The sequence below is a fragment of the Streptomyces sp. NPDC002602 genome (assembly GCF_042889445.1).
In the GTDB taxonomy this organism is placed as follows: Bacteria; Actinomycetota; Actinomycetes; order Streptomycetales; family Streptomycetaceae; genus Streptomyces.
In genome coordinates, this window is sequence record NZ_JBIAQX010000002.1 from 36,495 (window position 1) to 51,041 (window position 14,547).

Genomic DNA, 14,547 nt, shown 5'->3' on the forward strand with positions numbered 1-14,547 from the left:
TCCGGGGCGGAGCCCCGCGGCGACACCCGACGCCCGGCCGGGGCCGGACGACCTACGGCAGGTGGCGCCGCATCGACCGGTGCGGGATGCCCGCATCCTGGAACTCCGGCCCGTAGGCCTCGTATCCGAGCCGCTCGTAGAAGGCGAGGGCGTGCGTCTGCGCGCCCAGGTCCACCGCGGTCAGTCCCAGCCTCGTGGCCTCCGCCTCGATCGCCCGGACCAACGCCGCGCCGACGCCCAGTCCGCGCGCCGACTTCGCGACGGCCAGCCGCCCGAGGGAGCCGATCTCCGGGGCGCCCGTCTTGCCGAGCGCCTCGGGCCCGTGCAGCAGCCGGCCGGTGCCCAGCGATTCCCCGTCCGGCCCCTCGGCCAGCACGTGCACAGCGATCGCGTCGTAGGCGTCGTACTCGATGGACTCCGGCACGCACTGCTCGACCACGAACACCTCGGTCCGCACGGCGTAGCAGGCCGCCAGGTCGGCGTCGCAGGAGGCCACGCGCACCTGGTACGAGGTCACTCGCTCTCCGCCCGGATCACGTCCAGGGCGTGCTGGAGGTCCGCCGGGTAGCCGCTCTCGAACTCCACCCACTGGCCGTCCGACGGGTGCTCGAAACCGAGCCGCACCGCGTGCAGCCACTGCCGGGTCAGCCCCAGTCGCTTCGCGACCGTCGGGTCGGCGCCGTACGTCAGGTCACCGACGCACGGGTGCCGGTGCGCGGACATGTGCACGCGGATCTGGTGCGTGCGGCCGGTCTCCAGCTTGATGTCCAGCAGGGAGGCCGCGCGGAAGGCCTCGATCAGGTCGTAGTGGGTGACCGAGGGCTTGCCCTCCTGGGTCACGGCCCACTTGTAGTCGGCGCTGGGGTGGCGGCCGACGGGCGCGTCGATGGTGCCGCTCATCGGGTCCGGGTGGCCCTGCACCAGCGCGTGGTAGCGCTTGTCGACCACGCGCTCGCGGAACTGGTTCTTCAGGGAGGTGTACGCCCGCTCCGACTTCGCGACGACCATCAGGCCGGACGTGCCGACGTCGAGGCGGTGCACGATGCCCTGGCGCTCGGAGGCACCGGAGGTCGAGATCCGGTAGCCGGCCGCGGCGAGTCCGCCGATGACGGTGGTGCCGGTCCAGCCGGGGCTGGGGTGGGCGGCGACGCCCACCGGCTTCATGATGACGACGATGTCGTCGTCGTCGTGGACGATCTCCATGCCGGGGACCGGCTCGGCCACCAGCTCGACGGGCCGCGGCGGCGCGGGCATCTCGACTTCGAGCCAGGCGCCACCGTGCACGCGCTCGGACTTCCCGACGACACTGCCGTCGACCGACACCTTCCCCGCGGCCGCGAGATCGGCCGCCTTCGTCCGGGAAAACCCGAACATACGGGCGATGGCGGCGTCGACGCGCTCGCCCTCCAGGCCATCGGGAACGGGCAGGGTTCGGATCTCGGGAATCGTACTCACCTGTCGAGTATGCAGGACGGGGCGCCGGAGCCTTCCCGCGAGCCGTCCCGCGGTCAGTCCTTGTGGACCGTGCCGTCCGGGTCGAGACCCCTGAACGACAGCAGGACGATCAGGATCCCGCCGCACACGATCGCGGAGTCCGCGAGGTTGAAGACGGCGAAGTGGGCGGGCGCGATGAAGTCGACGACCGCCCCGCGGAAGACGCCCGGTGAACGGAAGATCCGGTCGGTCAGGTTGCCCAGCGCGCCGCCCAGCAGCAGGCCCAGCGCGATCGCCCACGGCAGGCTGTAGAGCTTGCGCGCCAGTCGGACGATCACCACGATCACGGTGGCCGCGATGCAGGTGAAGATGATCGTGAAGGCCTCGCCGAAGCCGAAGGCGGCCCCGGGGTTGCGGATCGCCGAGAACTTCAGCAGCTCACCGATGATCTCGATGGGCTGCTCGTGCTCCAGTTTCGCGACGACCAGCATCTTGCTGCCGAGGTCGATCAGGTACGCCAGCGTCGCCACCACCAGCAGTGCCACGATCCGCCGGCGCCCCTTGGGCGCGGTCGATTCGGGCTCGGTGTCGTCCCCGACCTCCGGCGTACCGATGATGCGCTCCGCCTCTGCCACGTGAGTCCCTCGAACTAGCTCGAACCAGGTTCCGGCGAAACCGCCCTGCCAGGTTCCTGGACCCTGACGAGACACGAGGGTACGTCAGGGCGCCCGCCCGCCGCCCGGCTAGTGCCGCCGCTCCTGCTTCTGCTTGCAGTCCACACAGAGCGTGGCACGGGGAAATGCCTGCATCCGGGCCTTTCCGATGGGCTTTCCGCACGTCTCGCAGAGGCCGTAGGTGCCCGCCTCCAGCCGTTCCAACGCGCGTTCCGTCTGCTCCAGCATCAGGCTGGCGTTCGCCGCGAGGGCCAGTTCGGACTCCCGGGTGATGTTCTTGGTGCCGGTGTCCGCCTGGTCGTCTCCCGCGCCGTCGCCCGAGTCCCGCATCAGGCCCGAGATGGCCGCGTCGGAGGCCTGGAGCTCGGCCCGCAGGCGCAGCACCTCGCTCTCCAGCTCGGCCCGGGCCTCGGCGACCTCCGCCGGCGTCCAGGGGTCCTCTCCCGGGCGTACGGGGAGCTCTCCGGGGGTGGCGGCCACGGCGCCGCCCCGCGCCTTGGGCAAACCACTGGTGGCGGCGGCGGCCGTCTTCCTGGCCGTGCCGGTGCTCTTCTTGGCGACCACTTTCCGGGCTCCCGTCTCTGACGCGGCATGCGCCGCCCCCTCGGTCGCGGCCCGTTTGGCCGTGACCTTCCTCGCCGTCGACTTCTCCGCGGCGGCCACCTTGGCGGTGGACGCCGACCTCTTCGCGGGTGCCTTTTTCGCGGGCGCCTTCCGTACGGCGGCCGTCTTCTCGGGCGCCGCCTCGGCGGGAGCCGGCGCCGGTGTCCCGACCTCGGTTCCGACCTCGGCCCCGACAGCCTTCCCGACAGCCTTCTTGGTAGTCCCGGCGGTCTTCTTCGCCACCATGGCCGCGGCCCCTTCACATACTGTGATCATTGCTCGCGAATCGTGCCGGAACGATAAATCGGCGCCGGCCCCGCGGCAACGGGGCGCGCATCCCGCGAGGTCGACCTGCATCCGTTGTGCCCATCCGGCAGCCCGGTAATCCGCCCCTCCCGCCCCACCCGAACCGGGGCCGGCGCGTCCGCCCATCCGGGTCACCGGGGCCGGCGCCCCCCGGCCCCGCGCCGCGCCCGGAATATCGGTCGGTCCCGCGTCGCCCCGGCCCGTACACTGGGCCCAGCGAGAGGCATGGATGGGGACGAGTAGCGTCGGACGCAGCCAGGAGCGACCCGGGGACGGTGAGAGCCCGGGGGCGAGCGCGATGCGAAGGATCACCCCGGAGCCGCCGGAAGAAAGCCGTCACGATCACGGATCCCGCACGGATCCCCGTACGGGAAGTAGAACCGGCTTCGCACCCCAATGAGGGGGCCATCGGACCCGTCCGGCGGCCAAGGAGGGTGGTACCGCGGGAGCGCGTCAAGGCTCTCGTCCCTCCGGACGGAAGTGACATCCCGCCGGAGGAAGAGTTCAGCCTCATGACCACACCGCCGCAGTACCGCCCGGTACCCGCCCAGGTCGACCTGCCCGCCCTCGAACACGCCGTCCTGGAGTTCTGGCGCGAGAGCAAGACCTTCGCCAAGACGCTGGAGCAGTCCGAGGGCCGCCCCGAGTGGGTCTTCTACGAGGGCCCGCCCACCGCGAACGGCATGCCCGGCGCGCACCACATCGAGGCCCGCGTCTTCAAGGACGTCTTCCCCCGCTTCCGCACCATGCGCGGCTACCACGTGGCCCGCAAGGCCGGCTGGGACTGCCACGGCCTGCCCGTCGAGCTCGCCGTCGAGAAGGAACTCGGCTTCAACGGCAAGCAGGACATCGAGGCGTACGGCATCGCCGAGTTCAACTCCAAGTGCCGCGAGTCGGTGACCCGTCACACCGACGCGTTCGCCGACCTCACGACCCGCATGGGCTACTGGGTAGACCTGGACGACGCCTACCGGACCATGGACCCCGAGTACGTGGAGTCCGTGTGGTGGTCGCTGAAGGAGATCTTCAACAAGGGTCTGCTCACCCAGGACCACCGCGTCGCCCCCTGGTGCCCGCGCTGCGGCACCGGCCTCTCCGACCACGAGCTGGCCCAGGGCTACGAGACGGTCGTCGACCCCTCGGTCTACGTCCGCTTCCCGCTGACCTCCGGCCCCCTCGCCGGCGACGCCGCCCTGCTGGTGTGGACGACGACCCCGTGGACCCTGGTGTCCAACACGGCCGTCGCCGCGCACCCCGAGGTCACGTACGTCGTCGCCACCAACGGCGAGGAGCGCCTCGTCGTCGCCCAGCCGCTGCTGGAGAAGTCCCTCGGCGAGGGCTGGGAGGCCACCGGCGAGACCTTCACGGGCAAGGAGATGGAGCGCTGGACGTACCAGCGCCCCTTCGACCTCGTCGAGTTCCCGGAGCCCGCCCACTACGTCGTGAACGCCGAGTACGTCACGACCGAGGACGGCACCGGTCTGGTCCACCAGTCCCCCGCCTTCGGCGCCGACGACCTCGCGGTCTGCCGCGCCTACGGCCTGCCGGTCGTGAACCCGGTCCGCCCCGACGGCACCTTCGAGGAGGACGTCCCGCTCGTCGGCGGTGTCTTCTTCAAGAAGGCCGACGAGAAGCTGACCGCCGACCTCGACGCGCGCGGCCTGCTCTTCAAGCACATCGCGTACGAGCACAGCTACCCGCACTGCTGGCGCTGCCACACCGCGCTGCTCTACTACGCGCAGCCGTCCTGGTACATCCGCACCACCGCCGTCAAGGACGCGATGCTGCGGGAGAACGAGAAGACGAACTGGTTCCCGGACTCGGTGAAGCAGGGCCGCTTCGGCGACTGGCTGAACAACAACATCGACTGGGCGCTCTCCCGGAACCGCTACTGGGGCACGCCGCTGCCGATCTGGCGCTGCGAGGAGAACCACCTCACCTGCGTCGGGTCCCGCGCCGAACTGGGCGAGCTGTCCGGCACCGACCAGTCGGCCCTGGACCCGCACCGCCCGTACATCGACGACATCACCTTCACCTGCACGCACGAGGGCTGCTCCCTCGAAGCGGTGCGCGTCCCGGAGGTCATCGACGCCTGGTACGACTCGGGTTCGATGCCGTTCGCGCAGTGGGGCTACCCGCACAGGAACAAGGAGATCTTCGAGAAGCGCTACCCGGCGCAGTTCATCTCGGAGGCCATCGACCAGACGCGCGGGTGGTTCTACACGCTGATGGCGATCGGCACCCTCGTCTTCGACAAGTCCTCCTACGAGAACGTGGTCTGTCTGGGCCACATCCTCGCCGAGGACGGCCGCAAGATGTCCAAGCACCTGGGCAACACCCTCGAACCGATCCAGCTGATGGACCAGCACGGCGCGGACGCCGTGCGCTGGTTCATGGCGGCCGGCGGCTCCCCGTGGGCGGCGCGCCGCGTGGGCCACGGCACGATCCAGGAGGTCGTCCGCAAGACGCTCCTCACGTACTGGAACACGGTGGCCTTCCAGGCCCTGTACGCCCGCACGTCGAACTGGGCGCCGTCGGCGGCCGACCCGGCGCCCGCGGACCGCACGGTCCTGGACCGCTGGCTGCTCTCCGAGCTGCACGCCCTCACCTCCGAGGTCACGGAGGCGATGGAGTCCTACGACACCCAGCGCGCCGGCAAGCTGCTGTCGTCCTTCGTGGACGACCTGTCGAACTGGTACGTCCGCCGCTCGCGCCGCCGCTTCTGGCAGGGCGACAAGGCGGCCCTGCGCACCCTCCACGACGTGGTGGAGACGGTGACCCGGCTGATGGCCCCGCTCACCCCCTTCATCACGGAGCGGGTCTGGCAGGACATGGTCGTCCCGGTCACCCCGGACGCCCCGGAGTCCGTCCACCTCTCGACGTGGCCGGTCGCGGACACCACCGCGATCGACCCGGAGCTGTCCCGGCAGATGCTGTTGGTCCGCCGCCTGGTGGAGCTGGGCCGGGCGACCCGCGCGGAGTCGGGCGTCAAGACCCGTCAGCCGCTGTCCCGGGCCCTGGTGGGCGCGGCCGGTTTCGACGCCCTGACCCCCGAGCTCCAGGCCCAGATCACGGAGGAGCTGAACGTCTCCTCGCTGGCCTCCCTGTCCGAGGTCGGCGGTTCCCTCGTGGACACGACCGCGAAGGCCAACTTCCGTGCGCTGGGCAAGCGGTTCGGCAAGGGCGTGCAGGACGTCGCCAAGGCCGTGGCCGCGGCGGACGCGGCGGGGCTCTCGCTGGCCCTGCGCTCCGGTGAGGCCTCGGTCGAGGTGAACGGCGAGACCGTGACCCTCACCCCGGAGGAGGTCATCATCACCGAGACCCCCCGCGAGGGCTGGTCGGTGGCTTCCGATTCCGGGGCGACCGTCGCCCTGGACCTGGAGATCACCCCTGAGTTGCGGCTGGCGGGTCTGGCCCGCGACGCGATCCGCCTGATCCAGGAGGCCCGCAAGAACTCCGGCCTGGACGTGGCCGACCGGATCGCCCTGCGGTGGTCCTCGGCGGACCCGGAGCTCGTGACGGCCCTGACGGACCACGCGGAGCTCATCGCGGACGAGGTCCTGGCGACGGACTTCGCCACCGGCGAGGCCGACGCGTCCTACGGCGACCCGTTCACGGACGAGCCCCTCGGCCTGACGTTCCGCCTCCGCAAGGCATAACCCCACCCCACCCCGACGGCCCGCGCCTTCCCCGGAAGCCGCGGGCCGTCGGCCTTCCCCCAGCCCCGCCACCTCCCTGCGGCACCACCCCCAGCCCCGCCACCTCCAGCCCCGCCGGCGTTTGAGGCGCGGGGTCCGGGGCGGAGCCCCGGGGTCCCCCCCCCCCCCCCCCCCCCCCCGCGGTTTTGGGGCGGGGGGGGGGGGGGCCCCCGGGCCCCCCCCCCCCCCCCCGCGGGGCGCGGCCGGCGGCGGCCCCCCCCGCCCCCCCCGCCCCGCCGCCCGCCCCCCCCCGCCCGGGGGGGTGGGGGGGGGCGCGGGGGGGGGGGCGGCCCCCCCGGACCCAGCCCCGCACAGCGGACCCGCCCCACCCCACCCCAGAGCACCGGCACAGGCACCGGCACCGGCACCGGCACCGGCCCGGGTACGCGAACGGGCCCGGGTACGCGAACGGGCCGGGCCCGGTACCCCCTGAGGGGAACCGGGCCCGGCCCGAGAGACTGCCGACAGACGCGGCGGCGGCGCCTAGTTGTCGTCCTCGTCGATCAGGAAGCCACGCATCGGCGACGGCGCCTGCATCGGCTGCGGAGCAGCAGGCCGCACCGGAGCCATCGGCTGGGTCATCGCCGGGGACATCTGCTGCTGCTGGCCACCGTAGGACGGACCGCTCATCGGGGACGGGCCACCCATCGGGGAGGGACCGCCCATGGGGGACGGGCCACCCATCGACTGACCCATCGCACCGGCCGGAGCCATGGACGGCGACGGCGGCAGCGCGGGACCGGCCGGGTTGCGCGGCGGGGCCAGCGAGTCGTCGGCCTGGGTCTCCAGCTGACGCAGCTGGGACTCCAGGTAGGACTTCAGGCGCGTACGGTACTCACGCTCGAAGCCTCGCAGGTCCTCGACCTTGCGCTCCAGCGTGGCGCGGGCGGACTCCAGGGAGCCCATCGCGACGCGGTGCTTCTCCTGCGCGTCCCGCTCCAGCGCGTCGGCCTTGGCACGGGCGTCCCGCTCCAGACCCTCGGCACGCGAACGGGCCTCGCCGACGATCTTGTTGGCCTCGGAACGGGCCTCCGCGATCGCCTGGTCGGCGGTCTGCTGCGCGAGCGACAGGACGCGGGCGGCACTGTCGCCACCGGGGCCCTGCTGCGGGAGCTGCTGGTGCTGCTGGTGCATCTGCTGGCCCATGGGCTGCATCTGCTGCCCCATGGGCTGCATCTGCTGGCCCATCGGCTGGCCGAGCGGGTTCTGGCCGCCCATGGACTGCTGCTGCTGCATCTGCTGCATCTGCTGGGGCTGCTGCATCTGCTGCGGCTGGCCCATCTGCTGCTGGCCACCCATGTTGTGCTGCTGCATGGGGCCGCCCATCGGGCCGGGACCCTGCGGGCCCTGTCCACCGGGGCCGGGGGGCAGCTGCGGCTGACCGCCGGGCAGTTGGGGCGGGCCCATCTGCGGCTGCTGCTGCTGCGGCGGGCCGGATATGGCCGCGGGCACGGGTGCGCCGGGCCCACCGGGGCCACGCTGGTCCTGGGGTTCGGGCTTGCGCATGCCCTGCTGCTGCTGGTTCTGCGCGGCGGCGCGCGTGGCGGCTGCCAGCTTGGCGCGCAGATCCTCGTTCTCGCGCAGCAGGCGCGTCAGTTCGGACTCGACCTCGTCGAGGAAGGCGTCGACCTCGTCCTCGTCATAGCCTTCTCGCAGGCGGACGGTCGTGAACTGCTTGTTCCGCACGTCCTCGGGAGTCAGCGGCATGTCTTCTTCACCTCTACGTAGTCGTCGGCAGTCGGCAAGACCGTATCGGGACTGTCCCCGGGTTCGCGGGGAAGCACATCGTTCACTGGCCGCTCGCACCAGCGCGCGCGAAAGTGATCAGGATGTAAACGATGATCATCAGAACGAAGAAGGACAGGTCGAGTGCCACGCCCCCGAGACGCAACGGCGGAATGAAACGCCGAAGAAGCTTCAGTGGTGGGTCGGTGGCGGTGTAGGTGGCCTCCAGAACGACCACCATCGCCTTGCCGGGTGTCCACGAACGTGCGAACTGGAACACATAGTCCATGACCAGTCGGAAGATCAGGATGCCCAGAAAACACGACAGCGCGATGTAGACCACTTCCATTGCGATGCCCATCCCGCGCTTCCCTCTCCCCTGCTCCCGCTCTGTCCCCGGCCCCGTGTCTGACGGATCGGTCTAGCTTTGGTTGAAGAACCCGCCCTCCGCGATGCGGGCCTTGTCCTCCGCCGTGACATCGACGTTAGCAGGAGACAGCAGGAACACCTTCTGCGTCACGCGTTCAATGCTGCCGTGCAGACCGAAGACGAGGCCGGCCGCGAAGTCGACCAGACGCTTCGCGTCGGTGTCGTCCATCTCCGTGAGGTTCATGATCACCGGAGTGCCCTCACGGAAGTGTTCCCCGATGGTACGGGCCTCGTTGTAGGTCCGGGGGTGCAGCGTCGTGATGCGGTACGGCTCCCGCTCGGAGACGACCTTGGGCATGATCACGGGTGCGTTCTTCTCCAGGTTGGTGCGGTCAGGTGTGATGGACGCCACGGGGGCAATTCGCGCCGGACGTCCGTTTTCCACCGGCATCGGGATGGGTTCCCGCTGTGCCGGGGGCTGTACTGCTCGTACCGGTTCGTCCGTTACGGGCGGTTGGTGCGCGGGCTGCTGACGCCGGCGATCCCGCTCCGGCTCCGGCTCGGGTTCGAACTCGTCATCGGGGTCGTACCCCGGGTTGTCGTACCGGTCGTCCTCCACGAGGCCGAGGTAGACCGCCATCTTGCGCATCGCGCCGGCCATTCTCCGAGTCCTCCGCTCTGTGGTGGATCGCCCTGTCGCAGGTGTCGCCGTGCCACCAAAGTCGCTGTGTCACCAAAGTCACCAACTGCCCGCGATCCACGTGGTCTGTCCGCTCATCTGCGGAAATGACCATATTTTCTGCTGTGGTCCGACTTTCTTCGCGACGTTACCCGAGCCGGGGTCTCGCGCCGAGTACCGCAGTGCCGACGCGTACATGTGTCGCACCCGCCAGCACCGCCTGTTCCAGGTCGGCGCTCATTCCCGCCGACACCATCGTGGCAGCAGGATGGTCGGCGCGCAGGCTGGATGACAATTCCATCAGCCGCGCGAAGGCCGCCTGTTCGCGGCCCGCGTACGGCCCCGCCAGCGGGGCCACGGTCATGAGGCCGTCGATCCGCAGTCCCGGCGCCGCCGCCACGAGGTCCGCCAACTCCGGGAGGAGGTCCGGCGCCGCCCCGCCCCGGGCCCCCCGCTCCCCCGACTCGGCGTCGAGGGCGATCTGCACGAGGCAGCCGAGTTCCCGTCCGGCGGCCGTGGCGGCCGCCGAGAGCGCGGTGACCAGTTTCGGCCGGTCGACCGACTGCACCACTCGCGCGTATCCCGCCACGGAACGGACTTTGTTCGTCTGCAACTGACCCACGAAGTGCCAGTCGAGCGCCAGGTCCGCGCAGGCCGCGGCCTTGGGGGCGGCGTCCTGGTCGCGATTTTCCGCAACATGACGGACACCCAGGTCCGCCAGCAGTCGTACGTCACTCGCCGGGTAGGTCTTGGTGACCACGATGAGGGTCACCTCTTCCCGCCGGCGCCCCGCCGCCGCGCACGCCGACGCGATGCGCTCCTCGACCCGCGCGAGGTTCTCCGCGAGCTCGGCCTTGCGATCCGTCATCCCTCAGTCCAACCAGACATATCCGGCAAGCCGCCCGGTCACCCGGTCACGGCGGTACGAGAAGTGGTCCCGTGACTCCAGTGTGCAGACCGGGGAGCGGTCGGCGTTCGCCACCCCCGCCCGCGCCAACTGTGCGTGCACGCCGGCGACCACGTCCACCGCCGGGGTCCCCCAGCTCGTCTCGGCCCATGCCGCCGGCACCACTTCCGCGACCGCGTCCCGCATCTCGGCGGGCACTTCGTAGCAGCGACCGCAGACCGCCGGTCCCGTACGGGCGACCAGTCGTCCGAGGTCGGCCCCCAGGGCGATCATCGCCTCGACGGTGGCGGGCACCACCCCGGCGACCAGCCCGGGCCGCCCCGCGTGGGCCGCTCCCGCGATCCCTGCGACCGGGTCGGCCAGCAGGACCGGCACGCAGTCGGCGGTGAGCACCGCCAGTGCCAGTCCGCGACGGGCGGTCACCACCGCGTCCACCGAGGGGATCGCCTCCCGCTCGGCGTCCCACGGGCCGTCCACCACCGCGACGTCCCGACCGTGCACCTGGTTCATCCAGATCACCAGTTCGGGAGCGAGGCCGAGGGACCTCGCCGCGGTCGCCCGGTTCGCGCGAACGGCGGCCGGGTCGTCTCCGACCGCGCCGCCGAGATTGAGCTCCTCGTACGGAACGGCGCTCACCCCGCCCCACCTGTCGGTGAAGGCGAAGTGCGCGCCGTTCTCGTCGTGCTGTCCCAGGATCACTTCAAGAAGTCCGGGACATCCAGCTCTTCCGCCGGGCTGTCCTGGTACGGACGGGCCGTCGGGACGTGGGCCGGCGGCGGGAACTCGTTCACCGGCTCCGGCTCGACCGGAGCCTGGGGCTCCTCACGCGGGGTGACCGAACCGAGCCCGCCGAAGGCCGGGCGGACCGGCTCGGCGGCGCGGACCGGAGCCGGCGCCGGCTCCTCGCGCTTGGTGGAGGCCGCGCCGATGACGTTGTCCCGGCGGGCCGGGGGCTGTCCTCCGTCGAACCCGGCGGCGATGACGGTGACCCGTACCTCGTCGCCGAGCGCGTCGTCGATGACGGCGCCGAAGATGATGTTCGCCTCGGGGTGCGCGGCCTCGCTCACCAGTTGCGCGGCCTCGTTGATCTCAAAGAGACCGAGGTCCGAGCCACCGGAGATGGAGAGCAGCACGCCGCGGGCGCCGTCGATGGACGCCTCCAGCAGGGGCGAGGAGATCGCCATCTCGGCCGCGGCCACGGCGCGGTCGTCGCCGCGGGCCGAGCCGATGCCCATGAGGGCCGAGCCGGCCTCGGACATCACGGACTTGACGTCCGCGAAGTCGAGGTTGATCAGGCCGGGGGTGGTGATGAGGTCGGTGATGCCCTGGACGCCGGACAGCAGGACCTGGTCGGCCGACTTGAAGGCGTCGAGCACGCTGACCTGGCGGTCCGAGATGGACAGCAGGCGGTCGTTGGGGATGACGATGAGGGTGTCGACCTCTTCGCGGAGCTCGGCGATGCCGTCCTCCGCCTGGTTCGCGCGGCGCCGACCCTCGAAGGTGAACGGTCGGGTGACCACACCGATCGTCAGGGCTCCCAGGGAGCGCGCGATGTTGGCGACGACAGGTGCGCCGCCCGTGCCGGTTCCGCCGCCTTCACCGGCGGTGACGAAGACCATGTCGGCCCCCTTGAGGACCTCCTCGATCTCCTCGCGGTGGTCCTCTGCCGCCTTCCGGCCGACGGCCGGGTTGGCGCCGGCGCCGAGGCCCCGGGTGAGTTCACGGCCGACGTCGAGCTTGACGTCGGCGTCGCTCATCAACAGCGCTTGGGCGTCCGTGTTGATGGCGATGAACTCGACGCCCTTGAGACCGACCTCGATCATTCGGTTGATGGCATTGACACCACCGCCGCCGACACCGATGACCTTGATGACTGCGAGGTAGTTCTGCGGTGCTGCCACGTCGAAGGCCTCTCGCCTCGAGTTACGTGTCGCCGCCTCGCGGGCCTGCGTTGCGACGACTGATGCCGAAATTGGGCCGGTTCGTACACGCCGACCCGAACCCTAACCCTGAAGTTTAGGGTTATGAGTGTGTCTGTTCCTTGGACTCTCCGAACAGGACACTAAGTCGACAAGTAGCGCGTGTTCAACGAACACGCCGAACCTCCCGTTTTTCTTTTCACCCTATGTGATCACCCGTATCGCTGGCCAACCAGGGTGCGTCGCTGTTCGACTCGACGTCAACTCCCGGACACCGCCGGGGCGGTGGGGACGCTCACGTCGAAGTGGTCAGCCCCGGGCGAGGCCTTCAGCAGGGCGGTCAGCGCCCGCCCTTTCGCTTCACCCAGTTCGCCGCTTCCCCACACCACGGTTCGCCCCTTGGTGAGCGCCAGCACGACCGAGTCGTACGACTCCACCCTGACCTGCAACGTCTCCTTCGCGACGGCCTCGGGGAGGCCGCCCGCGATGTCCACCGCCTCGCGCAGCAGCCGCTGCTCGTCGAAGCGGCGGGCGCTGGGTGACCGTTCCGCCGCCAATTCGAGGACGGGAACGCCTCCGGGTGCTTTCGCAACCGTGGCGAATCGCACACCCGAAGAGTCCACTTCGACGAAGTCCGTGCCCTTCTTGATGAGCAGCACGGGTTTGCGTTCCGTCACTTTCAGGCTGATTCCACGCGGCCACGACCGCGACACATCGACCGAATCGATGCGGGGCAGCCGCTCGCGCAGCCGACTCTCGATCTCGTCCGTGTCGATGCTCACCAGCGGCGCGCCGACCGGGACGGCCGCGGCCGACACCACCTGCCGCGCCGTGAGCACCTCGGTGCCTGCGGAGGTGACCCTCTCGACGCGGAGCCAGGAGGACCCGTAGAGCACCCAGGTGCCGCCCGCGGCGAGGAGCACCGCGGCGGCCAGGGAGGCCAGTACGAGGACCCGGCGCCGTTTGACGCCGGGGCCCCGCGGGCCGGATCCCTTCGACGGCTTGGGACGCCTGCCGGGCTTGGGAGGGCCGGGGTTCCTGCCCTTGCGGGCGTCCCCGTCGGAACCGGGTGTCCCGCGCTGTGCGGTCGTCGCTCCGGCCACTCCTGTGCCTCCTGGGTCAGTGCTCCCGCCTCAGCGGGCTCTGCGTGCGGCGATCGCCTCGTAGACCAGACCGACGAGCAGGTCGTCGGCGTCCCGGCGGCCGAACTCGGCGGCGGCGCGGGACATCTCGTAGAGGCGGTGCGGGTCGGCGAGCACCGGGAGGACCTGGCTGAGCACCCATTCGGGCGTCAGCTCCGCGTCGTCCACGAGCAGGCCGCCGCCGGCCTTGACCACCGGCTGGGCGTTGAGCCGCTGTTCGCCGTTGCCGATCGGCAACGGTACGTAGGCGGCGGGCAGCCCGACGGCGGAGAGTTCGGCGACGGTCATCGCACCCGCGCGGCACAGCATCATGTCGGCGGCGGCGTACGCGAGATCCATCCGGTCCACGTACGGTACCGGCACATAAGGCGGCATCCCGGGCATGTTGTCGACACGCGGCAGTTCGTTCTTCGGCCCGACGGCGTGCAGGATCTGGATCCCGGAGCGCTGGAGGGTCGGAGCGACCTGCTGGATGACCTCGTTGAGGCGCCGTGCGCCCTGCGAGCCGCCGGAGACCAGCAGCGTCGGCAGGTTGGGGTCCAGGCCGAACGCGGCGCGCGCCTCGGGGCGCACGGCGGCCCGGTCCAGGGTCGAGATGGACCGCCGCAGCGGGATGCCCACGTAGCGGGCCCCCCGCAGCTTGCTGTCCGGGGTGGACACGGCGACGGCGTGCGCGTACCGGGAGCCGATCTTGTTGGCCAGTCCGGGGCGGGCGTTGGCCTCGTGGACGATGATCGGCACCCCGAGCCGCTTGGCGGCCAGGTAGCCGGGCAGCGCCACGTAGCCGCCGAAGCCGACCACGCAGTCGGCCTTGGTGCGCGTGAGGATCTCCTCGGCCGCCTTGATGGTGCCGCGCAGCCGTCCGGGGACGGTGATCAGCTCGGGGGTGGGCTTGCGGGGCAACGGCACGGCGGGGATCAGGCCCAGCTCGTAGCCGCGTTCCGGCACCAGGCGGGTTTCCAGTCCGCGCTCCGTGCCGAGGGCGGTGATGCCCACTGAAGGGTCCTGCCTGCGCAGGGCGTCCGCGAGGGCGAGCGCCGGCTCGATGTGGCCGGCGGTCCCCCCACCGGCGAGTACGACATGCACCGAAA

At 71.0% G+C, this 14,547-nt stretch carries 13 protein-coding genes; 1 reads left to right on the plus strand and 12 read right to left on the minus strand.

Annotation, left to right across the window (positions count from 1 at the left end; translation table 11 throughout):
* Positions 1-52: 52 nt before the first annotated feature.
* From ACFYW3_RS05560 to ACFYW3_RS05575, 4 genes are all read right to left on the minus strand, one after another.
* Positions 53-517, minus strand: a complete 465-nt coding sequence (locus ACFYW3_RS05560) for a GNAT family N-acetyltransferase (protein ID WP_351760275.1) — start codon at positions 515-517, stop codon at positions 53-55.
* Positions 514-1,455 carry an RluA family pseudouridine synthase gene (locus ACFYW3_RS05565; protein WP_351760272.1) on the minus strand — a complete coding sequence of 314 codons (942 nt, stop codon included), beginning with the start codon at positions 1,453-1,455 and terminating at the stop codon, positions 514-516. Before ACFYW3_RS05565 ends, ACFYW3_RS05560 begins: the two co-directional genes overlap by 4 nt.
* Positions 1,456-1,508: 53 nt before the next feature.
* Complete coding sequence (lspA, locus tag ACFYW3_RS05570; protein ID WP_053682231.1) at positions 1,509-2,069, minus strand: signal peptidase II; 561 nt, start codon at positions 2,067-2,069, stop codon at positions 1,509-1,511.
* A gap of 108 nt (positions 2,070-2,177) precedes the next feature.
* Positions 2,178-2,957 carry a TraR/DksA family transcriptional regulator gene (locus tag ACFYW3_RS05575; RefSeq protein WP_389385646.1) on the minus strand — a complete coding sequence of 260 codons (780 nt, stop codon included), beginning with the start codon at positions 2,955-2,957 and terminating at the stop codon, positions 2,178-2,180.
* Positions 2,958-3,529: 572 nt separating this feature from the next.
* Here ACFYW3_RS05575 and ileS point away from each other — a divergent pair.
* Positions 3,530-6,676, plus strand: a complete 3,147-nt coding sequence (ileS, locus tag ACFYW3_RS05580; RefSeq protein ID WP_351760267.1) for an isoleucine--tRNA ligase — start codon at positions 3,530-3,532, stop codon at positions 6,674-6,676.
* A 522-nt stretch (positions 6,677-7,198) separates the two neighbouring features.
* On the opposite strand, the gene ACFYW3_RS05585 is transcribed toward ileS, so the two are convergent.
* The 8 genes from ACFYW3_RS05585 to murG all read right to left on the minus strand — a co-directional run bounded on the left by ACFYW3_RS05585 (position 7,199) and on the right by murG (position 14,542).
* Complete coding sequence (locus ACFYW3_RS05585) at positions 7,199-8,422, minus strand: DivIVA domain-containing protein (RefSeq protein ID WP_351763021.1); 1,224 nt, start codon at positions 8,420-8,422, stop codon at positions 7,199-7,201.
* Between the two features lie 82 nt (positions 8,423-8,504).
* Positions 8,505-8,801, minus strand: a complete 297-nt coding sequence (locus ACFYW3_RS05590; RefSeq protein WP_053676002.1) for a YggT family protein — start codon at positions 8,799-8,801, stop codon at positions 8,505-8,507.
* A 60-nt stretch (positions 8,802-8,861) separates the two neighbouring features.
* Positions 8,862-9,470 (minus strand): cell division protein SepF, encoded by a 609-nt coding sequence (locus ACFYW3_RS05595; RefSeq protein WP_053676003.1) that lies wholly within the window; start codon positions 9,468-9,470, stop codon positions 8,862-8,864.
* 166 nt (positions 9,471-9,636) lie between these two features.
* Entirely contained in the window at positions 9,637-10,356 is a 720-nt protein-coding gene (locus tag ACFYW3_RS05600) for a YggS family pyridoxal phosphate-dependent enzyme (RefSeq protein WP_351763018.1), read from the minus strand.
* 3 nt (positions 10,357-10,359) lie between these two features.
* Positions 10,360-11,094, minus strand: coding sequence for a peptidoglycan editing factor PgeF (gene pgeF, locus ACFYW3_RS05605; protein WP_389385647.1), 735 nt, complete (start codon positions 11,092-11,094; stop codon positions 10,360-10,362).
* Positions 11,091-12,296 (minus strand): cell division protein FtsZ, encoded by a 1,206-nt coding sequence (gene ftsZ / locus ACFYW3_RS05610; RefSeq protein WP_351763013.1) that lies wholly within the window; start codon positions 12,294-12,296, stop codon positions 11,091-11,093. The genes pgeF and ftsZ overlap by 4 nt, the downstream gene beginning before the upstream one ends.
* 278 nt (positions 12,297-12,574) lie before the next feature.
* Complete coding sequence (locus ACFYW3_RS05615) at positions 12,575-13,417, minus strand: FtsQ-type POTRA domain-containing protein (RefSeq protein WP_351763010.1); 843 nt, start codon at positions 13,415-13,417, stop codon at positions 12,575-12,577.
* Between the two features lie 30 nt (positions 13,418-13,447).
* Positions 13,448-14,542 (minus strand): undecaprenyldiphospho-muramoylpentapeptide beta-N-acetylglucosaminyltransferase, encoded by a 1,095-nt coding sequence (gene murG, locus ACFYW3_RS05620; RefSeq protein WP_053676007.1) that lies wholly within the window; start codon positions 14,540-14,542, stop codon positions 13,448-13,450.
* Positions 14,543-14,547: the final 5 nt, after the last annotated feature.

Bases quoted from the DNA above. Each gene is read 5' to 3' on its own strand.
- ACFYW3_RS05575 (WP_389385646.1), bottom strand. From the start codon at position 2,957: ATGGTGGCGAAGAAGACCGCCGGGACTACCAAGAAGGCTGTCGGGAAG.
- ileS (WP_351760267.1), top strand. From the start codon at position 3,530: ATGACCACACCGCCGCAGTACCGCCCGGTACCCGCCCAGGTCGACCTG.
- ACFYW3_RS05585 (WP_351763021.1), bottom strand. From the start codon at position 8,422: ATGCCGCTGACTCCCGAGGACGTGCGGAACAAGCAGTTCACGACCGTC.
- ACFYW3_RS05590 (WP_053676002.1), bottom strand. From the start codon at position 8,801: ATGGGCATCGCAATGGAAGTGGTCTACATCGCGCTGTCGTGTTTTCTG.
- ACFYW3_RS05595 (WP_053676003.1), bottom strand. From the start codon at position 9,470: ATGGCCGGCGCGATGCGCAAGATGGCGGTCTACCTCGGCCTCGTGGAG.
- ACFYW3_RS05600 (WP_351763018.1), bottom strand. From the start codon at position 10,356: ATGACGGATCGCAAGGCCGAGCTCGCGGAGAACCTCGCGCGGGTCGAG.